General features: G+C 70.8%; 23 protein-coding genes and 1 pseudogene. 15 read left to right on the top strand and 9 right to left on the bottom strand.

The genetic code is table 11. The annotated features are described in order from the left end of the window. Position 1: 1 nt before the first annotated feature. The 6 genes and pseudogenes from JGS39_RS09985 to JGS39_RS09960 all read left to right on the top strand — a co-directional run bounded on the left by JGS39_RS09985 (position 2) and on the right by JGS39_RS09960 (position 6,195). Positions 2-1,075 (top strand): LLM class flavin-dependent oxidoreductase, encoded by a 1,074-nt coding sequence (locus JGS39_RS09985; protein WP_219568405.1) that lies wholly within the window; start codon positions 2-4, stop codon positions 1,073-1,075. A 96-nt stretch (positions 1,076-1,171) separates the two neighbouring features. Then, the gene (locus JGS39_RS09980) at positions 1,172-1,630 is read left to right on the top strand and encodes a MarR family winged helix-turn-helix transcriptional regulator (RefSeq protein WP_219568404.1); all 459 of its coding nucleotides are present in this window, start codon (positions 1,172-1,174) and stop codon (positions 1,628-1,630) included. A gap of 89 nt (positions 1,631-1,719) precedes the next feature. Next, positions 1,720-3,107: pseudogene (locus JGS39_RS09975) on the top strand (MFS transporter). A gap of 264 nt (positions 3,108-3,371) precedes the next feature. Next, complete coding sequence (locus JGS39_RS09970; protein ID WP_219568403.1) at positions 3,372-4,160, top strand: VOC family protein; 789 nt, start codon at positions 3,372-3,374, stop codon at positions 4,158-4,160. Positions 4,161-4,258: 98 nt separating this feature from the next. Continuing rightward, positions 4,259-4,513, top strand: a complete 255-nt coding sequence (locus tag JGS39_RS09965) for a WhiB family transcriptional regulator (protein ID WP_219568402.1) — start codon at positions 4,259-4,261, stop codon at positions 4,511-4,513. Between the two features lie 98 nt (positions 4,514-4,611). Next, positions 4,612-6,195, top strand: coding sequence for a GMC family oxidoreductase (locus JGS39_RS09960; protein WP_219568401.1), 1,584 nt, complete (start codon positions 4,612-4,614; stop codon positions 6,193-6,195). A gap of 46 nt (positions 6,196-6,241) precedes the next feature. Here the strand turns inward: JGS39_RS09960 and JGS39_RS09955 are convergent, their stop codons facing one another. The 4 genes from JGS39_RS09955 to JGS39_RS09940 form a co-directional block, all read right to left on the bottom strand. Continuing rightward, positions 6,242-7,150 (bottom strand): chitosanase, encoded by a 909-nt coding sequence (locus tag JGS39_RS09955; protein ID WP_219568414.1) that lies wholly within the window; start codon positions 7,148-7,150, stop codon positions 6,242-6,244. Between the two features lie 109 nt (positions 7,151-7,259). Next, complete coding sequence (locus tag JGS39_RS09950) at positions 7,260-8,234, bottom strand: acyl-ACP desaturase (protein WP_219568400.1); 975 nt, start codon at positions 8,232-8,234, stop codon at positions 7,260-7,262. Between the two features lie 288 nt (positions 8,235-8,522). Beyond that, positions 8,523-8,714 (bottom strand): hypothetical protein, encoded by a 192-nt coding sequence (locus JGS39_RS09945; protein WP_219568399.1) that lies wholly within the window; start codon positions 8,712-8,714, stop codon positions 8,523-8,525. A 9-nt stretch (positions 8,715-8,723) separates the two neighbouring features. Then, positions 8,724-9,575, bottom strand: coding sequence for a Scr1 family TA system antitoxin-like transcriptional regulator (locus JGS39_RS09940; RefSeq protein WP_219568398.1), 852 nt, complete (start codon positions 9,573-9,575; stop codon positions 8,724-8,726). Positions 9,576-9,739: 164 nt separating this feature from the next. On the opposite strand from JGS39_RS09940, the gene JGS39_RS09935 reads away from it, so the two are divergent. Further along, on the top strand, positions 9,740-10,201 hold the full coding sequence (locus tag JGS39_RS09935; protein WP_219568397.1) for an ATP-binding protein: 462 nt from the start codon (positions 9,740-9,742) through the stop codon (positions 10,199-10,201). 39 nt (positions 10,202-10,240) lie between these two features. On the opposite strand, the gene JGS39_RS09930 is transcribed toward JGS39_RS09935, so the two are convergent. Continuing rightward, positions 10,241-11,872 carry an ABC-F family ATP-binding cassette domain-containing protein gene (locus JGS39_RS09930; RefSeq protein ID WP_219568396.1) on the bottom strand — a complete coding sequence of 544 codons (1,632 nt, stop codon included), beginning with the start codon at positions 11,870-11,872 and terminating at the stop codon, positions 10,241-10,243. A 314-nt stretch (positions 11,873-12,186) separates the two neighbouring features. Next, positions 12,187-12,603: a spore wall synthesis regulator SsgD gene (gene ssgD / locus JGS39_RS09925; protein ID WP_219568395.1), complete on the bottom strand. Its 417-nt coding sequence runs from the start codon at positions 12,601-12,603 to the stop codon at positions 12,187-12,189. A 166-nt stretch (positions 12,604-12,769) separates the two neighbouring features. Here ssgD and JGS39_RS09920 point away from each other — a divergent pair, with 166 nt between their 5' ends. Then, entirely contained in the window at positions 12,770-13,861 is a 1,092-nt protein-coding gene (locus JGS39_RS09920) for a WD40/YVTN/BNR-like repeat-containing protein (protein WP_236062922.1), read from the top strand. Here JGS39_RS09920 and JGS39_RS09915 read toward each other — a convergent pair. Then, complete coding sequence (locus tag JGS39_RS09915) at positions 13,854-14,162, bottom strand: YciI family protein (protein ID WP_219568394.1); 309 nt, start codon at positions 14,160-14,162, stop codon at positions 13,854-13,856. The genes JGS39_RS09920 and JGS39_RS09915 overlap by 8 nt on opposite strands. Before the next feature lie 44 nt (positions 14,163-14,206). On the opposite strand from JGS39_RS09915, the gene JGS39_RS09910 reads away from it, so the two are divergent. Then, positions 14,207-14,917, top strand: coding sequence for an endonuclease V (locus JGS39_RS09910; protein ID WP_219568393.1), 711 nt, complete (start codon positions 14,207-14,209; stop codon positions 14,915-14,917). Between the two features lie 48 nt (positions 14,918-14,965). After that, positions 14,966-15,109 carry a morphogenic membrane protein MmpA gene (gene mmpA, locus JGS39_RS09905; protein ID WP_187284997.1) on the top strand — a complete coding sequence of 48 codons (144 nt, stop codon included), beginning with the start codon at positions 14,966-14,968 and terminating at the stop codon, positions 15,107-15,109. Positions 15,110-15,131: 22 nt separating this feature from the next. Here mmpA and JGS39_RS09900 read toward each other — a convergent pair whose 3' ends face one another. Further along, positions 15,132-16,322, bottom strand: a complete 1,191-nt coding sequence (locus tag JGS39_RS09900) for a saccharopine dehydrogenase family protein (RefSeq protein WP_219568392.1) — start codon at positions 16,320-16,322, stop codon at positions 15,132-15,134. 205 nt (positions 16,323-16,527) lie between these two features. On the opposite strand from JGS39_RS09900, the gene JGS39_RS09895 reads away from it, so the two are divergent. From JGS39_RS09895 to JGS39_RS09880, 4 genes are read left to right on the top strand one after another with little or no spacing between them, the layout of a single operon-like run. After that, positions 16,528-17,688 (top strand): CaiB/BaiF CoA transferase family protein, encoded by a 1,161-nt coding sequence (locus JGS39_RS09895; RefSeq protein ID WP_236062923.1) that lies wholly within the window; start codon positions 16,528-16,530, stop codon positions 17,686-17,688. After that, complete coding sequence (locus tag JGS39_RS09890) at positions 17,688-18,830, top strand: acyl-CoA dehydrogenase family protein (protein WP_219568390.1); 1,143 nt, start codon at positions 17,688-17,690, stop codon at positions 18,828-18,830. The genes JGS39_RS09895 and JGS39_RS09890 overlap by 1 nt, the downstream gene beginning before the upstream one ends. A 51-nt stretch (positions 18,831-18,881) precedes the next feature. Continuing rightward, positions 18,882-20,096: an acetyl-CoA C-acetyltransferase gene (locus JGS39_RS09885; RefSeq protein ID WP_219568389.1), complete on the top strand. Its 1,215-nt coding sequence runs from the start codon at positions 18,882-18,884 to the stop codon at positions 20,094-20,096. A gap of 31 nt (positions 20,097-20,127) precedes the next feature. Beyond that, entirely contained in the window at positions 20,128-22,302 is a 2,175-nt protein-coding gene (locus JGS39_RS09880; RefSeq protein WP_219568388.1) for a 3-hydroxyacyl-CoA dehydrogenase NAD-binding domain-containing protein, read from the top strand. 60 nt (positions 22,303-22,362) lie between these two features. Here JGS39_RS09880 and JGS39_RS09875 read toward each other — a convergent pair whose 3' ends face one another. Then, entirely contained in the window at positions 22,363-23,094 is a 732-nt protein-coding gene (locus tag JGS39_RS09875) for a MerR family transcriptional regulator (protein ID WP_219568387.1), read from the bottom strand. A 126-nt stretch (positions 23,095-23,220) separates the two neighbouring features. On the opposite strand from JGS39_RS09875, the gene JGS39_RS09870 reads away from it, so the two are divergent. Next, positions 23,221-23,697: a macro domain-containing protein gene (locus JGS39_RS09870; RefSeq protein WP_219568386.1), complete on the top strand. Its 477-nt coding sequence runs from the start codon at positions 23,221-23,223 to the stop codon at positions 23,695-23,697. Positions 23,698-23,764 lie beyond the last annotated feature (67 nt).

The raw sequence follows: 23,764 nt of genomic DNA, 5'->3' as shown, positions 1-23,764 counted from the left end.
CATGGCGACCGAAGTTCTCTGGTACATCATTCCGCGTGAAGGCGCCTACCCCTGGGAGCCCGAGGGGCGGCGCTCCGTTGACCTCGGATACCTGGCCCAACTGGCCGGGACCGTCGAGCGGCTCGGCTACAGCGGCGCGCTGCTCGCCACCGACCTGTACGACGTCTGGCCGCTCGGCAGCGCGCTGGCAGCCTCGACGAGCACCCGCTTCAAGCCCCTGCTCGCAGTCCACCCCGGGCTCATCCCGCCGACGCTGCTCGCCAAGATGGCGCTCAGCTTCGACACGCTCTTCGGCGGCCGGCTCCGCTTCAACGTGGTCAACGGCTCGACGAAGTCGCTGCAGGAGTACGGACTGCACGTGGAGCACGACGAACGGTACGAGCTGAGCGCGGAGTACTGGTCGATCGTGAAGCGGCTGACGGCCGGCGAGGTCTTCGACCACAAGGGCCGCTTCTACGACCTGAGGAACGCGGGTGCCTCCTTCCGCGAGCTGAAGCCCGTCCAGGACGGGCACATCCCGCTCTGGTTCGGCGGCTCGTCCGACCCCGGTATCGAGATGGCCGCCGAGCACGTGGACGTCTTCCTGACCTGGGGGGAGCCGCCGCACCTGCTGAAGGAGAAGCTGGAGAAGGTCCGGGCGAGGGCCGCCGCGTACGGCCGTACCCTCCGGATCGGGCTGCGGCTGCACCTGATCGTCCGGGACACGGAGGATGAGGCCTGGGCCGCGGCCGACCGGCTCCTCGACGTCACCAGCGACGCGACCTACGCCCGTCAGCTCGGCGACCGGGCGGGCGAGGACGGCGTCGGCTGGCAGCGGCAGTTTCGCCAGCACGGCGGAAAGGTCCCCGCGCACGCCCGTGAGCTGGAGGTCCACCCCAACATGTGGCCGGGCATGAGCCTGTTCCGGCCGGGGCCGGGCACCGCGGTGGTGGGATCGACGGCTCAGGTCGTCGAGCGGCTCAAGGAGTTCGAGGACCTGGGCGTCGACACCTTCATCCTCTCCGGGAACCCGCTGCTGGAGGAGGCGTACCGGGTCGCGGAGACGGTACTGCCGGCCCTGGGGGTCACCCGCTGACGGTCACGCGCCGGCAGGCACCCGCTGACGCATTGCGCAGCCAGGAGTGCGCACCCGTAAGTGCGCAGCCTGGACTGCGCACGTTAGTCTGTAGATATGAATGAGGTGACCAGTACTCCCGACGGTGTGTCCGAATCCGCTGTCCGTGCGGCCCATGACGTCCGTGTGGTCTACAGCCGGCTGAGGCGCCGCATGCGTGAGACCTACGACCCCGGTGACCTCACCCCGTCCCAGACGTCGGTCCTCAGCCGGCTCGACAAGGACGGCGAGGCGTCGGTCACGGACCTCGCGGCCGCCGAACGCGTCCGGCACCAGTCGGTCGCCACCACCGTCGGCATCCTGGTGGAACGCGGCCTCGTGGACCGCCGCCCCGACCCCGAGGACGGTCGCCGCCAACTGGTCTTCGTGACCGACAGCGGCCACGTCTTCCTCGAGGACCGACGGCGGGCCGGGGAGGGCTGGCTCACCCGCGCGCTGGAGGACGGGTGCACGGAGGAGGAGCGCCGCCTCCTGATCGAGGCGGCGGCCCTGCTGGAACGGGTCGTCCGCTCGTGACCGGAAGCCTGGTCTCCGGGCTGCGGCGGCTGCGTCCCGGCGGAGCCGAGGGGGTGGCGGGCGGCTTCGACCGGCGCCTGCTGGCCCCGATGATGCTGGGAGCGGTGCTCAATCCCGTCAACTCCTCCATCATCTCGGTCTCCCTCGTACCGATCGGCGCGGCCTTCGGCGCCCCGCCGTCCGAAACGGCGTGGCTGATCTCCTCCCTCTACCTGGCCACCTCCATCGGACAGCCGGTCGTCGGACGGCTGATCGACCTCTCGGGCCCCGCCGGCTGTTCCTGGCCGGGACCGCGCTGACCGGCATAGCCGGAGTCGTCGGCATGCTCGCCCCGAACCTCGCCGTGCTCGTCGCCGCCCGCGTCCTCCTCGGCTTCGGCACCTGCGCCGGTTATCCGGCGGCGATGTACCTCATCCGCAGCGAGTCGAAGCGCACCGGCCACAAGAGCCCCGCCGGGGTGCTCACCGCCCTCGCCGTCACCACCCAGACCATCGCCGTCATCGGCCCCGGCCTCGGCGGTCTGCTGATCGGTGCCGGCGGCTGGCGTGCGACGCTGGCCGTCAACATCCCTCTCGCGGCAGCCGGCCTCTGCCTCGGAGCCCGCCGCATCCCGGCGACTCCCACCTCCCGCCGGGAGGACGGCCGCCACCCCGTGAGCGATCTGGACCTGCCGGGCATGGGCCTGTTCGCCGCGGCACTCGTGTGCCTCCTGCTGTTCCTCATGAACCCCGGCGGCGGCGACTGGTACCTGCTGGTCCTGACCGCCGCCGCGGCAGCCGGGTTCACCTGGCGCGAGCTGCGCGCACGGCAGCCCTTCATCCACGTACGCGTCCTGGGCGGCAACCTGCCGCTCCTCGCCACGTACACCAGGACCCTTCTCTGCTACGTCGTCACCTACGCCTTCCTCTACGGCTACACCCAGTGGACGGAGCAGGGACGCGGGCTGTCGCCCTCCCAGGCCGGGCTGGTCCAGCTCCCGCTGTTCGCCACCGCGATCGTCGTCTCCACCCTCACCGGGCGACGCCAGGCGGTCCGCGGCAAGCTCCTGGCCGGCGCCACCGGCCAGATCATCGCCTGCGCCCTGCTGTTCCTCCTGAACGCCCACAGTCCCGTGTGGATGCTCCTGATGGTCGTGATCGTCCTCGGAGTCCCGCAAGGACTGAACAACCTCGCCCTGCAGAACGCCGTCTTCCACCAGGCCGACGGCGAACGCATGGGTTCGTCCGCCGGGCTGCTGCGCACCTTCGGCTATCTGGGCGCCATCATCGCCTCCGCCGCCAGTGGCAGCTTCTTCGGTGAACGCGCGGACACCGGCGGCCTGCACCACCTCGCCGCCTTCATGCTCGCCGTGAGTGTGCTGTTCCTCGCGGTGACCGTCGCCGACCGCTCGCTGCGCCGCATCGGCGCCGACGGCGCGGACGAGACCTCCGCCGACCCCCGAACCGACCCGCCCCCGGACGCCAAGGACGAACGATGACCCGATCCGCCCCGCTCGCGATGGACGCCCAGTAGTCCATCACCGGCCGGCTCACCGACCTCGACCCCCGACCGCACGCCGCGCCTCACCCGTGCCGTCACCGCGGCCCGGGCGGCGGATGTGCCCGTGTCGTTCGCCGTCGTCGGCTTCCGCCCCGGCCATCCGGAGGCCAAGTCCGGCACTGCGGTTGTCAGTGCCCGGTGCAAGACTCGGAGAGTCAGGACTTCCTGCTGTGTGAGAACGGGACCACCGAAGGAGCGCACGATGCTCACCACCCGTTTTGTCGACGGAGCCCCCAACTGGATGGACCTGGGCACCCCGGATCTCGAAGGCGCCACGGCCTTCTACACCGCTCTCCTCGGCTGGGACTACGAGGCCGGAGGCCCCGAGACCGGTGGCTACGGGATGTTCCTGCTGGACGGGAAGACGGTCGGCGGCGCGATGACGGTCACCGAAGAGCAGGCGAAGCCGTCCTGGTCGGTGTACTTCCGGTCGGCGGACGTCGCGGCCACCGCGCAGGCCGTGCGCGACGCGGGCGGGGCGGTGCCGTTCGAACCGATGGACGTCCTGGAGTACGGCCGGATGGGCGGGTTCACCGACCGGGCCGGGGCGTACTTCGGCGTCTGGCAGCCGAAGCGGAACCCGGGCCTCGGCGTTGTGAACGAGCAGGGCAGCCTCTGCTGGGCCGAGCTCTACACCCCGGACGTGCCGGCCGCCGCGGCGTTCTACGACGCCGTCTTCGGCTGGGACACCATCCAGACGCCCTATCCCGGCGGCGGCGGGGCGTACACCGTCATCAGGACGGCGGATGGCGGTGAGGAGACCTCGTTCGGCGGACTCGTCCCGCTGGACGCCGTGCCCGTCAGGGCCGCCGCCGGGCCGCACTGGCTGCCGTACATCGAGGTCGAGGACTGCGACGCCGCTGCGGCGGCGGTCGAGCGGCTGGGCGGCAAGCTGACCCTGGAACCGACCGAGATGGAGGGCGTGGGCACCTTCGCCGACGTCGAGGATCCGTACGGCGCCGCTTTCGCCGTGATCAGGAGCGTCCAGTGACCGGTGCGTCGCGAACGGCCGGCCCCGCCTGCTGGTGGACCGCCGACGATTGATGGATCGTTGATCAGTCGTTTATCGCGGCAGGACACTCTGTGCCCATGCTGATCAACACCGCGACCGACCCCGCTCTCGCCTGGCAGGAGACAGCGCTGTGCGCACAGACGGGGCCCGAGTTCTTCTTCCCCGCCCCCGGCAGCTCCACCCGTGAGGCCAAGCAGCTCTGCAACGCCTGCGAGGGACGTCTGGCCTGCCTGGAGTACGCACTCGACAACGACGAGCGCTTCGGCGTGTGGGGCGGTCTCTCCGAGAAGGAGCGCGACCGGCTCCGCAGAGTCGACCGCGACCGGGCGTGAACGCTCCCTCACCGTGGGACACTTCGGCCTTCCGCACATCGGCCTGCGGGTCTCCGTGAACGCTGCGGAACCCGCGTCGACCAGGAGGAGACGCCGAGTTGAGCGTGTACGACTACATCGTCGTCGGGGCAGGTTCGGCCGGTTGCGTGCTGGCCGCGCGACTGTCCGAGGACCCCACGGTCAGAGTCGCCCTCGTGGAGTCGGGCGGGCGTGACCGCAAGCCCGAGATCCGGATCCCCGCGGCGTTTCCGAAGCTCTTCAAGACGCCGTACGACTGGGACTTCAGCACGGTGAAGCAGCCGGCCCTCGGCGGCCGCGAACTGTTCTGGCCGCGCGGCCACACACTCGGCGGATCATCCTCGGTCAACGCCATGATGTGGGTGCGCGGCCACCGTGACGACTACGACGGCTGGGCCGGTTCCGCCGGACCGGAGTGGGGCCACGACGCCCTCGTCCCGTACTTCCGGCGGGCCGAGCGGTGGACCGGCCCCACCGGTGACGGCACGGTGTACGGAACCGGGGGCCCGCTCTTCGTCTCACCGCCCCGCGCCCCCTCCGGCCTGACCGGCGACTTCGTCAGCGCCTGCACCGACGACGGCCTCCCGCTGCTTCCCGAGCTGAACGCCCCCGATCACAGCGGGGTCGCCATGACGCCGGTCAACCAGCGCCGCGGCCGCCGCTGGAGCGCCGCCGACGGCTATCTGAAACCGGCCGCCCGCCGGGCCAACCTGGACGTCCTGACCGGCGCCCGCGTCAGCGCGCTCACCTTCGACGGAACCCGGGCCGCCGGCGTGGTCACCGGCAGCCGAGGCACGCTCACCGCCCGCCGCGAAGTCATCCTCAGCGCGGGAGCCATCGGCTCCCCGCACCTGCTGATGCGCTCCGGCATCGGCGACCCCGGCGAGCTGCGACGGGCCGGCGTCGACGTGCGCGCCGAATCGCCCGAGGTCGGCCGCAACCTCCAGGACCACCTGTCGTTCGCCGTGACGGTGCGCTGCCCGCGGCCGGTGACGCTGACCGGAGCCGACACCCCGGCCAACGTGGCCCGCTTCCTGCTCGCGAAGCGCGGGCCTCTCACCTCCAACCTCGCCGAGGCCGTCGCCTTCGTCCGCAGCACACCCGGACTGGCCGCCCCCGACATCGAGCTGATCTTCGCCCCGGCACCCTTCATCGACCACGGCCTCACCGCACCGACGGAGCACGGCCTCACCATCGGCGTCGTCCTGCTCCAGCCCGAGAGCGCCGGACGGATCACGCTCGACGCGGACACCACGGCGACCGGCTCCGGAATCCGGATCGATCCCGGCTATCTGACCGCCGAGGCCGATCTGCCGCGGATCGTCGCCGGTGTCCGGCGCGCCGAGACCCTGTTCGCCTCCGCGGCCCTGGCCCCGCACACCTCGGGCCCGATGGGCCCCTATCCGGGGCCGGTCGACGACGAACGGCTCGGGGAGGCGGTCCGGGCCGGCGCGCAGACCCTCTACCACCCCGTCGGCACCTGCCGGATGGGCGAGGACCCCGGCTCCGTCACCGATCCCCGGCTCAGGGTGCGTGGTGTGCGGGGCCTGCGGGTGGTCGACGCGTCGGTGATGCCGCGCATCACCCGGGGGCACACCCACGCCCCGACGGTCGCCATCGCGGAGAAGGCGTCGGAGCTGATCAGGCAGGACGCGCGGGGATAGCCGCGCCCGAGGGGACGGCGGGTGCCCGCCGGGGCGGGACACCGGGTCAGGACGGGATACGGAACGTCTCGCCGTACATCTTCCAGGTCAGCGGCGGTTCGAGGGTCAGGTTCCCGTCCTCCAGGAACACCCGCTGGGCGGTATCGAGACGCGAGGTGTCCTGCTGGTTCTTCTTCGACTTCATCACGGTACGGGCCGCTTCGAGGAAGGCGTCGAGATAGGCCGGCTCGTCGCCGCCCTCCGCGACCGTGTCCGCCTCTTCCGCGGCTGCCTTCCGGATGCCGTAGAAGGAGTCCGCCTCGGACCCGGGCCCCTGGAGAACCATGGCGTCGAAGTAGATGTACTGACCCAGGGTGCCGAGCCCGTCCAGTTTCGCCAGATGGACGGCCGGTTCGAAGTACTGCTTCAGCCGGACCAGGTCCTGGGCGGCGCGGAAGGCGGGGTCCTCGGCCGACTTCTTCCACGCGGCCGTGAAACCGGGGTCCAGCCCCTCGTGCGAATCGGTGCCGTCGACCTCGCGCAGCGCCGGGACGAACGGTGCCAGCGGGCTGTCCGGGTGTTCCGCGGTGAATGCCTCGACGAACGTGAGCATGTCGTCCGTACTGGAGCAGAAGCCGACGATTCCGGCGTTGTAGCCGGTGCCGTCGCCGGTGTCCTCGATCGTGGCGTACTGGCTGCGCCAGTCAAGCGTCGATCCCTCCGCGCTGGCCAGCAGCTGCCAGGCGATCTCGCGCATCTTCGGCTCGGCCAGCCCAGGAGGCATCGCGGCGACGCGTGCGTTGAGCTCGCGACGTTCCTCGTCGTCCGCCGCGGCGAACGGGTCGGCCGGTGCGGAGGCGGTGACCGACGCCTCCGCGGTCGGAGAGCTCGTGGGCAGCTCCGCGTCGCCGCCGCTGTTGAAGAGCAGGGAGACGACGATGACTGTCGGCGCACCGAACAGAACGACACGGGTCACAGGTTTCACCGGCACAGAGTACGGTCCGCACCGCGCGGGGGAGGGCTCACCCCCGTGCGGGGGCGGACCGAGGAGGTCCGCCCCCGCACGGGGACAGGTGTGCCGGCCGTCAGGCCTGGGCGCGGGCCGCCACGCGCGCCTTGCGTGCGGCGAGCTTCTCGTCGAACTTCGACGCCTCGCTGTCCAGCCCGTTCATGTACAGACCGAGCTCCTCCTGCGCCTTGAGGCCCTCCGGGCCCAGACCGTCGATGTCCAGCACCTTCAGGTAGCGCAGCACCGGCTGGATGACGTCGTCGTGGTGGATCCGCATGTTGTAGATCTCGCCGATCGCCATCTGCGCGGCGGCCCGCTCGAACCCGGGCATGCCGTGGCCGGGCATCCGGAAGTTCACGACGACGTCGCGCACGGACTGCATGGTCAGGTCCGGGGCGAGCTCGAAGGCCGCGCCGAGGAGGTTGCGGTAGAAGACCATGTGCAGGTTCTCGTCGGTCGCGATCCGCGCCAGCATGCGGTCGCAGACGGGGTCGCCCGACTGATGTCCGGTGTTGCGGTGCGAGACCCGGGTCGCCAGCTCCTGGAACGCCACGTACGCGACGGAGTGCAGCATCGAGTGGCGGTTGTCGGACTCGAAGCCCTCCGCCATGTGTGCCATCCGGAACTGCTCCAGCTTGTCCGGGTCCACGGCGCGCGAGGTGAGCAGGTAGTCGCGCATCACGATGCCGTGGCGGCCCTCCTCGGCCGTCCAGCGGTGCACCCAGGTGCCCCAGGCGCCGTCGCGGCCGAAGAGCGAGGCGATCTCGTGGTGGTAGCTGGGGAGGTTGTCCTCGGTCAGCAGGTTCACGACCAGGGCGATCTTGCCGATGTCGGTGACCTTGGACTGCTCGGCCTCCCAGGCCTGGCCGTCCTCGAAGATGCCGGGGAAGTTCCGGCCGTCGGAGAACGGCACGTACTCGTGCGGCATCCAGTCCTTGGCGACCTTGAGATGGCGGTTGAGTTCCTTCTCCACCACCTCTTCCAGCGCGTACAGCAGTTGCGCGTCGGTCCACGCCTGTGAACTGCCGAGGTGGGGAGAGGTGATCGTCACGGGGGCTCCTGGGGACGGGAGAATTACCTACGGCTTCGTAGGTTACGAGACCGTAGGTTAAAGCGGCAGTAAGGTCCCCGCCAAGCCCGTCCGGGCGACAGTCGTTCACGCAGTGTCATAAGTGCAGGTCAAGCGTGTATACAGAGGGTCAGGGAGGTGTGCGGGCAGGGCGTGGGGCCGGGAGGAAATTGAATGATCGGCCGGGCCGTGCCCCCGTGGCGATGAGCTCTGAACAGTCGGCGTACTCGGAGCGCAACGCGTGAGGGGGCGCGGTCGGGGCGGGCCGGATCAGAGCAGGTGGTCCGCCGCACCCGCCTTCACCGCGAAGATCAGTGCCTGAAGCGCTTCCATGGAGTCGCTCACGTAGGTGGCCTGGTCGGTCGTGGAGCCGATGTAGGCGCGGCCCTGGTCGTCGAGTCCGAAACGGAAGCAGTTCGCGCCCTCGCTGCAGAAGGCTTCGTCCCAGCAGATGTCGTTCATGGTCTCTCCTCAGAGGTCCTGGGCTATGGATCGGATGAAGTCACGCGATTCCTCGACGGGTAGCGCGAGCGTACGCAGGCGCTCCAACAGGCCCCGGTACCGGCGCAGTTGCATATCCGCGTCCAGCAGCATCGAACCGTGTGAGGAATCGAGCTGCACGGTATCGAGCTGCGGGACCGCCGCGCCGACATAGGTGAACGACTGTCCGGCCCCAGGGAAACCGCCTGCGGCGAAGGGGATGGCCCGGACGGTGATCCGGCTGCGCTCGGACTGGTCGAGAATGTGCTCCAGCTGCGCCCGGGTGACCTTGGGGCCGCCGAACTGCATCCGCAGCGCGGCCTCGTGGACCACCGCCTCGTACAGGGGTGGCCGGTCCCGTTCGAGCACTTCCTGGCGGCGCAGCCGCAGGGAGAGCCGGGCCATCAGATCCGGGCCCGGCAGTCGCGGGTCGGCGGTGTCGAAGACCGCGCGCGCGTGTTCCTCGGTCTGCAGCAGGCCGGGGATGTGGGTGGTCGTGGCGGTGTTCAACTCCACTGCGTGGAACTCGAGTTCGGCGATGTCCAGCAGGCTCGGCAGCAGCAGGCCGCGATGCTCCTCCCACCAGCCCCTGGCCCGCTCCGTCGCCATCTCCGCCAGCAGGTCCACGAGGCCCGTGTCCGGGCAGCCGTAGTTGAAGGCCAGGGTGCGGACCCGCTCGGCGCTGATGCCGAACCGGCCGGACTCGATGTTGGGGATGCGGGTGCGGTCGACGCCGAGCAGCGCAGCAGCCTGCTGTGCCGTCATCCCCGACTGCTCGCGCAGTTTGCGTAGTTCGTACCCGAGGCGTTGCTGTCGGGCGGTCGGAGTGGTCCTGGGCGGCACAGCTTGTGTCCTTCCGGGGTGGGTGGCGAAATGACCGGAACCACACAAGTAGTAGCACTGTGCTCCAGGCGTGCGCTACGGTCGGTAGCGCAAGTCTCACACGGGGCGACCGCGCCCCTGTGTGTGATCGTCACCACACGTACCAGAAATGTGAGCAGCACTTGATGAAGGGCGCACTCCGTTGCCTTCCGGCCCTCGCACCCGCCGGACCACAACCACCGGCGGCGGACAACCTCAGCTACTCGTTCGCCCTGCCGGGCGGCGCCTTCTGTGCGGGCCTCGCCCGCCGCGCCGTGGATGAACTGCTCAGCCGGCACGGTCTCGCCGAACTCGCCGAGACGGCGGTCCTCGCCACCTCGGAACTCGTCGCGGCCGCCTATCGCTTCACACCGGACCGGGAGATGCTCCTGCGGGTCCACTGGCAGTTCGACGCGCTGCGGATCACCCTCTACGACCAGCACCCGGTCCATGCGTTGCCCGAGAAGTCGGAGGAGTGCCGGGAACACCGCAGCGCCAGCATGTGGCTGCTGGCCGCCGCGGTGGACGAACACGGCGGGGACTGGGGGCTGGCCCCCGCGCTGACGGCCTCCGGTGGCTCCAAGACCTGGGCGTTACTCCACCGCTAGCCACGCCACCCGCGCGAACCTCGCGCCCCGCCCCGCACCTCACAGTCCGGCGCGCACCTCCTCGGCCGTGGTGTCCCGGATCCCGCCGTCGAGCAGCAGCCAGCGCGTGATCCCGAGCGATTCGAGGAACGGTACGTCGTGGCTCGCCACGATCAACGCCCCCTCGTACGAATCGAGTGCCGCCGTCAGCCGGCGCACACTCGCCATGTCCAGGTTGTTCGTCGGCTCGTCCAGCATCAGCAGCTGAGGTGCCGGTTCCGCCAGCAGCAGCGAGGCCAGAGCGGCACGGAACCGCTCGCCGCCCGAAAGCGTCCCGGCAGCCCGGTCCGCCCGGGCACCCCTGAACAGAAAACGGGCCAGTCGCGCCCTGATCCGGTTGTCCGTGGCATCCGGTGCGAACCGCGCCACGTTCTCCACCACGCTCAGCTCGTCGTCCAGAATATCCAGCCGCTGGGGCAGGAAACGCATCGGCAGGTGCACCGACGCCTCACCGGACACCGGTGCCAGATCGCCGGCCAAAGTCCGCAGCAGCGTGGTCTTGCCCGCCCCGTTACGTCCCACCAGCGCGATGCGCTCCGGACCGCGTATCTCGAACGAGCCCTGCACCCGTGCCCCGTGGGCGAGCTCCAGATCGCTCAGCAGCAGCACGCCCTGGCCCGGATGGACCTTGGTGTGGGGCAGTTCGACCCTGATCTCGGCATCGTCCCGCACCGCTTCGACAGCGTCGTCGAGGCGCTCCTTCGCCTCGGCCAGCTTCTCCGTGTGCATGATGCGGTGCTTGCCCGCCGACTCCTGGGCCGAGCGTTTGCGGGCACCCATGACGATCTTCGGTTCCCGTTTGCTCTCCTGCATCTTCTGTCCGTAGCGCTTGCGCCGCGCCAGTTTGACCTGGGCCTCGGCGAGTTCGCGCTTCTGGCGGTGCACATCGGCCTCGGCGACCCGCACCATGCGCCCGGCGGCCTCCTGCTCCACCGCGAGCGCCTCCTCGTACGCCGAGAGGTTGCCGCCGTACCAGGTGACCGAGCCCTCCCGCAGATCGGCGATCTGGTCCACGCGCTCCAGAAGCTCCCGGTCGTGGCTGACGACGACGAGGACGCCGTTCCACGCGTCGACCGCCGCGTAGAGGCGGCCGCGTGCGTACAGATCGAGGTTGTTCGTCGGCTCGTCCAGCAGCAGTACGTCGGGCCGGGCCAGCAGCAGCGCCGCCAGGCGCAGCAGCACGCACTCGCCGCCCGACATCTCACCGATCGTGCGGTCGAGCCCGATGTGGCCGAGGCCGAGCTGGTCGAGCGCGGCGAGCGCCCGTTCCTCCACGTCCCAGTCGTCGCCGACGGCGGCGAACCGCTCCTCGCCGACGTCGCCCGCCTCGATGGCGTGCAGCGCCGCACGGGTCCCGGCGATGCCCAGGGCGGCGTCGACGCGCAGCGCGGTGTCCAGGACCAGGTTCTGCGGCAGGTAACCGACCTCGCCCGTCGCCCTGATGTGGCCCTCGACGGGCGTGAGTTCACCGGCGATCAGCCGCAACAGGGTCGACTTGCCGGAGCCGTTGAGCCCGATGAGTCCGGTACGGCCGGGTCCCACGGTGAGGTGGAAGTCGTCGAGCACCGGGCTGCCGTCGGGCCAGGCGAAGGACAGCGACGAGCAGGTGATGTGGGTGAGGGGGGTAGACACAAGGAACTCCCGGTTGCGAGGAAGGACAGGGGCAACGGGGCGAGACACCGGTCACTGGCTTTCCACGGAAGAGATTCCGGAAGACAAGAAAAGGAAAGGCCCTGGTCGCGGAGGACGGCTCGAAGAGCTGAGGTCACACTCGGGCACGCGGACATGTGCAGACATGACACGGCGTGCGGCACGGTGTCTCAAGACCTCAGACGAGCAACGTCCTACTCCTATCGGCGACAACAAGGACATCAACGAAGGTACGGCGGTCCCCGGGACGGGGCAAGCGAATTAACGGGCGCGGGGCCGGCCCCGACGCGACGGGGTCAGCGGGAACCGCCGAGCAGGTGCGCCAGGCTCCGGTCCACATCCAGGAAGCGGTGCTCCTCCCCGGCGGGGACGAGTTCCTGGGCGCGCCGCAGGAACCGGCGCAGCTCCGCCGTGCGCACGTGCACCATGGCGATGCCCTCGGCGGCATGGAACTCCAGCACGGTGCGGTCGTACCCGAAGGGCCTGACGCGTACGTCCCCGACCCCCGCCGGCGCGTCCATCCCCGCCGTCAGCAGCTCCCGGGAGAACTCCCAGGACACCTCGGTGCCCTCCAGCGTCGCCGGTGCGGGAAACGCCATGCGTACGGCGAAGGGGTCCGTGCGGTCGTAGCTTAGTACTGCGGGAAGCGTTTCCATCTGGGGCGCGGATGCGACCATGCGGGCCTGCACGGGCTGTTCGATTACGGTGGACAAGGCCTGCTCCCTCTCGCGACGCTCTTGTACAGACGACTGAACCCGTCGATCCGTGCATCGGGGCACGGCGTGAGTTACGTCACCGCCCACCGCCGCCTGCACACGTGCCCGTTTCCCGGCGATGCACCCTGGACGGGGCCCGGTCCGTGGATTAGCTTCCAGCGCCATGAAGCCCATGGGGAAGACGCGACGACTGATGTCACTGGGACTGTGCGGGGCGGCGCTGGCCGCCGCGCTGGCCGCACCCGCGGCCCAGGCGGCACCCGGCGAACGGCACGGTCCGGCCTGGACGCCCACCGACACGGGCAGCGACGCCCGCTTCAGGGGCCTCGCCGCCGTCAGCAGCCGTACGGCGTGGCTCGCGGGCTCGCAGGGCACCGTGCTGCGCACCACCGACGGCGGCAGGCACTGGCGCGACGTCTCGCCGCCCGGTGCGGCCGACGAGGCACTGGAGTTCCGTGACATCGAGGCCTTCGACGCCCGGCGGGCGGTGGCCCTGGCCATCGGCGAGGGAGAGGCTTCCCGGGTGCTGCGTACGGAGGACGGCGGGGCCACCTGGACCGAGTCGTTCCGCAACACCGACGCACGCGCGTTCTACGACTGCCTGACCTTCTTCGACAGCCGCCACGGCCTTGCCATGAGCGACCCCGTGGACGGGCGCTTCCGCATCCTGTCCACCGCCGACGGGGGCCGCAGCTGGAACGTACTGCCCAGTGCCGGCATGCCGCAGGCGCAGGCCGGTGAGGCGGGGTTCGCAGCCAGTGGACAGTGCCTGGTCAGCGCCGGTCCCAAGGACGTCTGGCTGGCGACCGGCGGGGCGGCCACCGCCCGGGTCCTGCATTCGGGCGACCGCGGACTGACCTGGACCGCGACGGCGTCGCCGATCCCGGCCGGCGACCCGGCCCGCGGCGTCTTCGGCCTCGCCTTCCGGGACCGTACCCATGGCATCGCGGTCGGCGGTGACTACCGCGCCGACCAGGTGTCGCCCCGCGCCTCGGCGGTCACCTCCGACGGGGGCCGGCGCTGGCAGCCGTCCCGTACGCCGCCCGCCGCCTACCGCTCCGGCGTCGCCTGGCTGCCGCACAGCCGCTCGGCCGCACTCGCGGTCGGCCCGGCCGGCACCGACCTCACCACGGACGGCGGCCGCACCTGGCGCGCGGTCGGCACCGGGTCGTACGACACGGTCGACTGCACCGCGGACGGCAGCTGCTGGGCAGCCGGAGAAAAGGGGCGGGCCGCACGCGCGTTCGTCAGCTGAGAGGCGCCTGCACCTGCTGACGGTAGGGAGCGAGCGCGTCCGACGTCTTCGTCGCGATGAACTCCGTGATCCGGTACGCACATACGCCGTGCACGACGAAGGGGTCGGTCGCCGCGAGCCCTTCGATCGCGGCCCGGTCGCCGCCGACCGCGAGAATCACCCCGCCCTCGCGGGGGTTCTTGCGGCCGGAGGCGATGAACACCCCGGTGGCGTACTGCGCGTCGAGCCAGGAGACGTGATCCTCCATCACCGCATCGACGCGGTCCGGCGGGGCGGTGTACGACAGATCGAGAACGAACATGATCCAAAGGCTACGGGAGCGGCCCGCCTAAACTGACCGGCATCATGACGACACTTCGGATACCCGCCGACGAGGCCGGGGCGCGCGCCCTCCAGGACACCCTGCGCACCCGGGTGGTGCTCGACGAGCCCGGGCCGCCACCGGGTACCGGCACGGTGACGGGCGTGGACGTCGCCTACGACGACGAGCGCGATGTCGTCGTGGCGGCGGCCGTCGTCCTGGACGCGGCCACGCTGGAGGTGGTGGCGGAGGCCACCGCCACCGGGCAGGTCACCTTCCCGTACATCCCGGGACTCCTCGCCTTCCGCGAGATCCCCACCGTGCTGGCCGCGCTCGAGTCCCTGTCCGCCGACCCGGGGCTCGTCGTCTGCGACGGCTACGGACAGGCGCACCCGCGCCGCTTCGGCCTCGCCAGCCATCTGGGCGTGCTCACCGGGCTCCCGGTCATCGGCGTCGCGAAGAACCCGTTCACCTTCTCGTACGAACAGCCCGGCCCCCACCGCGGCGACCGGTCGCCGCTGCTGGACGGGGACGAGGTGGTGGGGCAGGCGTTGCGCACCCAGGACGGCACGAAACCGGTGTACGTGTCGGTCGGGCACCGTACCGGCCTGGACAACGCCTGTGCGCACACGCTGCTGTTGGCGCGCGGCTTCCGCCAGCCGGAGACGACCCGCAGGGCCGACGCGCTGTGCCGGCGGGCGCTCCGGGAAGCCACCGGCCGAGGGCCGGCGCGTGCACCCGGTCCGGGCGCCTGAGTATCCGTACGGATAGCGCCCGCCGATCATGGTCGGCAGTCTGGACGTATGAACGCATCTCGCTCAACCGCTCGAACCGCACCCCTTCACCCTGCTCAGCGCCGTGTGGCGGTGGGCATGCTGATCGGGGGTGCGGTCGGTTTCGTCTGGGCCGGGGCGATGCTCTACACCCTGGCCTCCTGGATCTTCTGAGCCCCGACGGCCCGGTGGCGCGTCAGCGCACGGCCGCCACCCGGAAGCGCAGACCCGCCCCGCGCAGCCGCTCCAGCAGCGCGTCACCCATGGCGACCGCCGTGGTGACCTGGCCCGAGGTCGGCGGGAGCTCGTCCAGCGCCAGGCACAGCGCCGACTCCGCCAGCATCTTCGCCGTCTCGTCGTAGCCCGGATCGCCGCCCGACACCTCCGTGAAGACGCGGCGGCCCCCGCCCTCGCCGACGAACCGGACGGTGAACCAGCTCCGGCGGCGGCGCTCCTCGTCCGGGCCCGACCCGGGCTCGTAGCGGTCCATCAGCCAGTTCCGCACGGCCGGCAGTTGCGCCGCGCCGAGGAGGGCGCCCAGGGCCGCCGTGCCGCCCAGGGCCACCGGCAGATGCTTGACCGAGGCGTAGTGCCGGTAGCGGAAGTCGGGGCCGTAGCGGGGGAGCGCACGGGCCGAGCGCCTGACGATCTGCGCGTCGAGGGTCGGCAGCGGAAGCGCCCAGGTGCCGGTCTCCGTGCTGAAGCGCGGCCCGCCGAGCGGGGCGGCGGCGCGGCGGGCGACCAGCCGGGGCTCGTGCAGCCGGCGCTCCCTGGCGGCGCTCAGCATCTGCGGGCCGCGGCTCATCGCGGTGAGCGCGGAGGCGAACGTACCGCCCGAGAAGACGGCGTTGGAGCGGACGAATCCGTCGACGCGGAGCGGGACGTCCTCGGGCAGTTGCAGGACAGTGAAGTACGCGCCCAGGTCGTGCGGGACCGAGTCGAAACCGCAGGCGTGCACGATCCGGGCCCCGGTCTCGCGCGCCCGGGCGTCGTGCTCCAGGTACATCCGGTCGGCGAACTCCGGCTCGCCCGCGAGATCCGTGTAGTCCGTGCCGGCCTCCGCGCAGGCCGCGACCAGCTTCTCCCCGTACCAGACGTACGGTCCGACGGTCGTGGCCACCACATGGGTGGACTCCGCCAGTTCGCGCAGCGCGTCCGCGTCGTCCGCGTCGGCGTGCAGCAGCGGGAGGTCCGCGCAGTGCGGATGCAGTGCGGTGAGCCGGTTGCGCAGCTGCTCCAGTCTGGCGCGGTTGCGGCCGGCCAGGGCCCAGCGGCAGCCGGCCGGGGCGTGGGCCGCCAGATACCCGGCCGTGAGCTCACCCACGAAACCGGTGGCGCCGAAGAGGACCACGTCATAGGGGCGTGATGCCCCGTTCTGCCTGTTCACGAGTGCCTCCGCAGGGGCCGGCGCCGATGTAGCAGGCAGAGGGTAGCGGAGCCGTACGTGGCGCTGCGCGGGAGGGGAGGCTTCGTGCGAGAGGATCCCGGGGAGAGAAACTAAGCGCTTGCTCGCTCCAAGGGGTTGTGCGGAGCGCGGTGCGTTCTTAGCATCATCGATGTTACATCAGTTGTGTCATACCGCTGGGGGCTCGATGGCAACGACAGGGAACGGCTCGCACGGTCCGCGCGGCCCGCTGGCCGGGGTGCGCGTGGTCGAGCTGGCGGGCATCGGGCCCGGCCCGTTCGCCGCGATGCTCCTGGCCGATCTCGGCGCCGACGTGGTGCGCGTCGACCGGCCCGGTGGGGCCGGTCTCGGCATCGACCCGGCCGGCGACCTGACCAACCGCAACAAGCGCTCCGTCCTCGTCGACCTCAAGGACGCGGCCGGCCCGGACACCGTCCTGGACCTGGCCGAGCGCGCCGACATCCTGATCGAGGGGTACCGGCCCGGAGTCGCCGAACGCCTGGGCGTGGGCCCGGACGCCTGCCTCGCCCGCAATCCCCGGCTCGTCTACGGACGGATGACCGGCTGGGGCCAGGACGGCCCGCTCGCCGAACGGGCCGGGCACGACATCGCCTACATCGCCGTCACCGGCGCCCTCTCCATGATCGGCAGGCCGGAGGAGCCGCCCACCGTTCCCGCCAACCTGCTCGGCGACTACGCGGGCGGTTCGCTCTACCTCGTCGTCGGCGTCCTCGCCGCCCTCCAGCACGCCCGCACGCCCGGCGGCTGCGGACAGGTCGTCGACGCGGCGATCGTCGACGGCACCGCGCACCTCACCATGATGATCCAGGGCATGCTGCACGCCGGCGGCTGGCAGGACCGGCGCGGCTCCAACCTGCTGGACGGCGGCTGTCCCTTCTACGGCTCGTACGAGACCGCCGACGGCGAGTACATGGCCGTCGGCCCGCTCGAGAAGCGGTTCTACGCCGAGTTCACCGAGCTCCTCGGCATCGCGGAGACGGCCCCCGACCGGGGAGACCTCGCCCGCTGGGACGAACTGCGCACCCTCGTCACCAACCGGTTCCGCACCCGCACCCGCGCCGAGTGGACCGAGGTCTTCGACGGTTCGGACGCCTGCGTGGCCCCGGTCCTCTCCCTGCGCGAAGCACCCCACCACCCGCACCTGGCCGCCCGCTCCACCTTCGTCGAACACGGCGGACTCACCCAGCCCGCGCCCGCTCCCCGGTTCTCGGCCACGCCCTCCTCGGTGCGCAGCGGACCGGCGCGGCCGGGCGCGGACACCGAGGCCGTCGCCGCCGACTGGGGCGTACCGGCCCTGCGGAACACCCGGAAGGACACGACCGACTGATGCAGCGGCAGATCTTCACCGAGGAGCACGACGCGTTCCGCGAGACGGTCCGCACCTTCCTGTCCAAGGAGGTGCTTCCGCACTACGAACAGTGGGAGAAGGACGGCATCGTCTCGCGCGAGGCCTGGCGGGCCGCCGGCCGGCAGGGACTGCTCGGCCTCGCCGTACCCGAGGAGTACGGGGGCGGCGGGAACACCGACTTCCGCTACAGCGCCGTCCTCGCCGAGGAGTTCACCCGGGCCGGCACCCCCGGCCTCGCGCTCGGCCTGCACAACGACATCATCGGCCCCTACCTCACCGGCCTGGCGACCGAGGAGCAGAAGCGGCGCTGGCTGCCCGGCTTCTGTAGCGGCGAGATCATCACCGCCATAGCGATGACCGAACCCGGCGCGGGCTCCGACCTCCAGGGCATCCGGACCACCGCCGAGGACCGGGGCGACCACTGGCTGCTCAACGGCTCCAAGACGTTCATCTCCAACGGCATCCTCGCCGACCTGGTGGTCGTCGTCGCGAAGACCACCCCGGACGGCGGCGCGAAGGGCCTCTCGCTGATCGTCGTCGAGCGTGGCGCCGAGGGTTTCGAGCGCGGCCGCAACCTCGACAAGATCGGCCAGAAGTCCCAGGACACCGCCGAGCTGTTCTTCAACGACGTGCGCGTCCCCAAGGAGAACCTCCTCGGCGAACTCGACGGCGCCTTCATCCACCTGATGACCAACCTGGCCCAGGAACGGATGGGCATAGCCGTCGCCGGGATCGCCGCAGCCGAGCACCTCCTGGAGATCACCACCACCTACGTCAAGGAGCGCGAGGCCTTCGGACGGCCGCTCTCCAAGCTCCAGCACATCCGCTTCGAGATCGCCGAGATGGCCACCGAGTGCGCCGTCACCCGCGCCTTCCTCGACCGGTGCATCGTCGACCACTCGGCAGGGACGCTCGATGCCGTACACGCCTCCATGGCGAAGTGGTGGGCGACCGAACTGCAGAAGCGCGTCGCCGACCGGTGCCTCCAACTGCACGGCGGATACGGCTACATGGCGGAGTTCCCGGTGGCCAGGGCCTTCACCGACGGCCGGATCCAGACCATCTACGGCGGCACGACCGAGATCATGAAGGAGATCATCGGCCGCTCGCTGCTCGCCTGACCGGGCCCCCGTCACCCCCTGTTGCGCAACCACCCTCGAAAGGCAGCTGTCTTGAGTACCGAAGCATTCGTCTACGACGCGATCCGCACCCCGCGCGGCCGCGGCAAGGCCAACGGGGCCCTGCACGGCACCAAGCCGATCGACCTCGTCGTCGGCCTGATCCATGAACTCCGCGACCGCTTCCCGGGCCTGGACCCGGCGGCGATCGACGACATCGTCCTCGGCGTGGTCAGCCCGCTCGGCGACCAGGGATCCGACATCGCGCGCATCGCCGCCATCGCGGCCGGCCTGCCCGACACCGTCGCCGGGGTCCAGGAGAACCGCTTCTGTGCCTCGGGGCTCGAGGCCGTCAACCTGGCCGCCGCCAAGGTCCGTTCGGGCTGGGAGGACCTCATCCTCGCCGGCGGTGTCGAGTCGATGTCCCGCGTCCCGATGGGCTCCGACGGCGGTGCCTGGGCGATGGACCCGATGACGAACTACGAGACCGGTTTCGCACCGCAGGGCGTCGGCGCCGACCTCATCGCCACCATCGAGGGATTCTCGCGCCGCGACGTCGACGAGTTCGCCGCCCTGTCGCAGGAGCGGGCCGCCGAGGCTTGGAAGGACAACCGCTTCGCGCGCTCCGTCGTCCCCGTCAAGGACCGCAACGGTCTCCTCGTCCTCGACCACGACGAGCACATGCGCCCCGGCACCACCGCCGACTCCCTCGCCGCGCTCAAGCCGTCGTTCGCCGCGATCGGCGAGATGGGCGGCTTCGACGCGGTGGCGCTGCAGAAGTACCACTGGGTGGAGAAGATCGACCACGTCCACCACGCGGGCAACTCCTCCGGCATCGTCGACGGCGCCGCCCTCGTCGCGATCGGCTCGAAGGAGATCGGCGAGCGCTACGGCCTCACCCCGCGCGCCCGGATCGTCTCCGCCGCCGTCTCCGGCTCCGAGCCCACCATCATGCTCACCGGCCCCGCGCCCGCCACCCGCAAGGCGCTCGCCAAGGCCGGACTGACCATCGACGACATCGACCTCGTCGAGATCAACGAGGCCTTCGCCGGCGTCGTCCTGCGCTTCGCCCGGGACATGGGGCTCTCGCTCGACAAGATCAACGTCAACGGCGGCGCCATCGCACTCGGCCACCCGCTCGGCGCCACCGGCGCGATGATCCTCGGCACCCTGATCGACGAACTGGAGCGGCGCGACAAGCGCTACGGCCTCGCCACCCTGTGCGTGGGCGGCGGAATGGGCGTCGCCACCGTCATCGAGCGTCTCTGACCGTCCCCCTTCCTACGGAGAAGACAGACACATGACCGAGAGCACGACCATCCGCTGGGAACAGGACGAGACCGGCGTCGTCACCCTCGTACTCGACGACCCCAACCAGTCCGCCAACACGATGAACCAGGCCTTCCGGGACTCCATCGAGGCCGTCGCCGACCGGGCCGAGGCCGAGAAGGACTCCATCCGCGGCATCATCTACGCCTCCGCCAAGAAGACCTTCTTCGCCGGCGGCGACCTCAAGGACATGATCAGGATCGGTCCCGAGAACGCGCAGGCCGCGTTCGACGCCGGCACCGCGATCAAGAGGTCGCTGCGCCGCATCGAGACCCTCGGCAAGCCCGTCGTCGCCGCCATCAACGGCGCGGCCCTCGGCGGCGGTTACGAGATCGCCCTCGCCTCCCACCACCGCGTCGCCCTCGACGCCCCCGGCTCCCGCATCGGCCTGCCCGAGGTCACCCTCGGCCTGCTGCCCGCAGGCGGCGGCGTCACCCGCACCGTACGCCTCATGGGCATCGCCGACGCGCTGCTCAAGGTGCTGCTCCAGGGCACCCAGTACACCCCGCGGCGGGCCCTGGAGAACGGCCTGGTCCACGAGGTCGCCGCCACCCCCGAGGAGATGCTCGACAAGGCCAGGGCCTTCATCGACGCGAACCCCGAGTCCCAGCAGCCCTGGGACGTCAAGGGCTACCGGATCCCCGGCGGCACCCCGTCGAACCCCAAGTTCGCCGCCAACCTGCCGGCTTTCCCGTCCAACCTGAAGAAGCAGCTCGCCGGTGCGCCGATGCCCGCGCCGCGCAACATCCTGGCCGCGGCCGTCGAGGGCTCGCAGGTCGACTTCGAGAACGCGCTCACCATCGAGGCCCGCTACTTCACCGAGCTGGTCACCGGCCAGGTCTCGAAGAACATGATCCAGGCGTTCTTCTTCGATCTCCAGGCCGTCAACTCCGGCGCCAGCCGCCCGAAGGGCATCGAGGAGCGCCAGGTCCGCAAGGTCGCGGTCCTCGGCGCCGGGATGATGGGCGCGGGCATCGCGTACTCCTGCGCCCGGGCCGGTATCGACGTCGTCCTCAAGGACGTCTCCACGGAGGCCGCCGCCAAGGGCAAGGCGTACAGCGAGAAGCTGCTCGACAAGGCGCTCTCCCGTGGCCGTACCACCGAGGCGAAGCGCGACGAGCTGCTCGCCCGCATCACCCCGACCGGTGACCCGGCCGACCTCGCCGGCTGCGACGCCGTCATCGAGGCGGTCTTCGAGGACACCGCGCTCAAGCACAAGGTCTTCCAGGAGATCCAGGACATCATCGAGCCCGACGCCCTGCTCTGCTCCAACACCTCCACGCTGCCCATCACGGCGCTGGCCGAAGGGGTCGAGCGCCCCGTCGACTTCATCGGGCTGCACTTCTTCTCGCCCGTCGACAAGATGCCGCTCGTCGAGATCATCAAGGGCGAGAAGACCGGCGACGAGGCCCTGGCCCGCGCCTTCGACCTGGTCCGCCGGATCAAGAAGACGCCCATCGTCGTCAACGACTCGCGCGGTTTCTTCACCTCGCGCGTCATCGGGCAGTTCATCAACGAGGGCGTCGCCATGGTCGGCGAGGGCGTCGAGCCGGCCTCCGTCGAGCAGGCGGCCGCCCAGGCCGGCTACCCGGCCAAGGTGCTCTCCCTGATGGACGAGCTGACGCTCACCCTGCCCCGCAAGATCCGCAACGAGACCCGCAAGGCCGTCGAGGAGGCGGGCGGCAGCTGGGCCGGTCACCCGTCGGACGCCGTCATCGACCGGATGGTCGACGAGTTCGGCCGCCCCGGCCGGAGCGGCGGCGCGGGCTTCTACGAGTACGACGAGAGCGGGAAGCGCACCCGCCTCTGGCCCGGGCTGCGCGAGCACTTCGGCACCAAGGCGGACACGGGCATCTCCTTCACCGACATGCAGGAGCGGATGCTCTTCTCCGAGGCCCTGGACAGTGTCCGCTGCCTGGAGGAGAACGTCCTGATCACCGTCGCCGACGCCAACATCGGCTCCATCATGGGCATCGGCTTCCCGGCGTGGACCGGCGGCGTCCTCCAGTACATCAACGGCTACGAGGGCGGCCTGCCCGGCTTCGTGGCCCGCAGCAGGGAACTCGCCGAACGGTACGGGGACCGGTTCCTGCCGCCCGCGCTGCTCGTGGAGAAGGCGGAGAAGGGCGAGACCTTCCACGACTGAGGACTCCACGACTGTCGACGCCACGACGGGCCGCACCCACCGGTGCGGCCCGTCGGGCCGCTACTCGGCCGCGAAGGCGGCCCGCAGCTCTTCCTTGAGCGAGCGCTGGAACGCCGTCACGAGCGCCTGCAGTACCAGCGGCTGCATGTGCGCGGACAGCGACTTCATCGCTCTGAGGTGTTCCGGATCCGACTCCCGCTCCCGGTACGGACCCCACACCTCGTCCCGGAAGAGCCGGCTGAGTTCGTGCGCGGCCGAGCGGGTGTGTTCCAGCAGGACCGTACGGGCGGCGAGGATCGTCTCGTGCGCGATCGGCACGTCGAGGAGTTCCACGCCGAGCCGCAGCAGCCCCGGGTCCACCCGGTACACGTCGTCGTCCGCTCCGGACCGCTCCAGCACCCCCATCGCGGACAGCCGGTCGATGTCCTCCTGCGACAGCGGCCGCCCCGAGCGGCGTTCCAGCTCCGCACGGGTCGCCTCCTCCGCCGAGTCGGGCGCCCACGACGCCACCAGGGCCCGGTGGATGGCCAGATCGTGGGCGCTCAGATCGGGCGGCAACTGCTCCAGGTAGCGTTCGATCGCGGCGAGCGTCATGCCCTGGTGCTGGAGCTCCTCGATGAGCGCCAGCCTGGAGAGGTGCCCGTGCCCGTAGTGCCCGACCCGGCGCGGCCCGATGACCGGGGGCGGCAGCAGTCCACGGGTGCTGTAGAAGCGCACCGTGCGCACGGTCACCCCGGCACGTGCCGCCAGCTCGTCGACGGTGAGCTTCGGCTCCTCGCCCTCGGTCGCCATGTCTGCTCCTCGTGTCCGCCTGGGGATGGGCTGCCGGGTGCATGCGCCCTCCGGTGCAACAGTATTGCTGTCTCACCAATGATGTGAAAGGGCCGGGATGTCAGTGGGCCGGCCTAGCCTGATCCCATGTCGGAGATCACTTACGTACGTGGCGACGCGACCTCCCCCCACGGCAAGGGCGTCAAGCTGATCGTCCATGTCTGCAACGACCTCGGCGGCTGGGGCAAGGGTTTCGTCCTGGCCCTCTCGCGCCGCTGGCCGGAACCCGAAGCGGCGTACCGCCGATGGCACCGGGAGCGCGCGGGCAACGACTTCGGCCTCGGCGCCGTGCAGTTCGTGCAGGTGAGCCCATACGTCTGGGTGGCGAACGCCGTGGGCCAGCGAGGGATGCGCACGGGGAGCAACGGGGTCCCGGTGCGTTACGAGGCGATCGACAGCGCGTTGGGGGCGGTGGCGGACCGGGCGGCCGAGCTGGGGGCCTCGGTGCACATGCCGCGGATCGGCTGCGGGCTGGCGGGCGGGAAATGGTCCCGGATCGAGCCCCTGATCGAGAAGCGGCTGGCCGGGCGGGGCATACCGGTGACGGTGTACGACTTCGACTGAGGCCGTCTCTCCGGATCATGCCGGATAGCCTGGCGCCGTCAATGCGGCGGGCCGGAAGGGGTGGGGC

The sequence above is a fragment of the Streptomyces poriferorum genome, from assembly GCF_019399235.1.
Lineage (GTDB): Bacteria > Actinomycetota > Actinomycetes > Streptomycetales > Streptomycetaceae > Streptomyces > Streptomyces poriferorum.
This window is presented reverse-complemented; position numbering and strand designations above follow the sequence as displayed.

Coding starts and splice junctions, on each gene's coding strand:
- JGS39_RS09985 (WP_219568405.1), top strand. CDS start 2: ATGGCGACCGAAGTTCTCTGGTACATCATTCCGCGTGAAGGCGCCTAC.
- JGS39_RS09980 (WP_219568404.1), top strand. CDS start 1,172: ATGAATGAGGTGACCAGTACTCCCGACGGTGTGTCCGAATCCGCTGTC.
- JGS39_RS09970 (WP_219568403.1), top strand. CDS start 3,372: ATGCTCACCACCCGTTTTGTCGACGGAGCCCCCAACTGGATGGACCTG.
- JGS39_RS09965 (WP_219568402.1), top strand. CDS start 4,259: ATGCTGATCAACACCGCGACCGACCCCGCTCTCGCCTGGCAGGAGACA.
- JGS39_RS09945 (WP_219568399.1), bottom strand. CDS start 8,714: ATGAACGACATCTGCTGGGACGAAGCCTTCTGCAGCGAGGGCGCGAAC.
- JGS39_RS09935 (WP_219568397.1), top strand. CDS start 9,740: ATGAAGGGCGCACTCCGTTGCCTTCCGGCCCTCGCACCCGCCGGACCA.
- JGS39_RS09920 (WP_236062922.1), top strand. CDS start 12,770: ATGAAGCCCATGGGGAAGACGCGACGACTGATGTCACTGGGACTGTGC.
- JGS39_RS09915 (WP_219568394.1), bottom strand. CDS start 14,162: ATGTTCGTTCTCGATCTGTCGTACACCGCCCCGCCGGACCGCGTCGAT.
- JGS39_RS09910 (WP_219568393.1), top strand. CDS start 14,207: ATGACGACACTTCGGATACCCGCCGACGAGGCCGGGGCGCGCGCCCTC.
- mmpA (WP_187284997.1), top strand. CDS start 14,966: ATGAACGCATCTCGCTCAACCGCTCGAACCGCACCCCTTCACCCTGCT.
- JGS39_RS09895 (WP_236062923.1), top strand. CDS start 16,528: ATGGCAACGACAGGGAACGGCTCGCACGGTCCGCGCGGCCCGCTGGCC.
- JGS39_RS09890 (WP_219568390.1), top strand. CDS start 17,688: ATGCAGCGGCAGATCTTCACCGAGGAGCACGACGCGTTCCGCGAGACG.
- JGS39_RS09880 (WP_219568388.1), top strand. CDS start 20,128: ATGACCGAGAGCACGACCATCCGCTGGGAACAGGACGAGACCGGCGTC.
- JGS39_RS09875 (WP_219568387.1), bottom strand. CDS start 23,094: ATGGCGACCGAGGGCGAGGAGCCGAAGCTCACCGTCGACGAGCTGGCG.
- JGS39_RS09870 (WP_219568386.1), top strand. CDS start 23,221: ATGTCGGAGATCACTTACGTACGTGGCGACGCGACCTCCCCCCACGGC.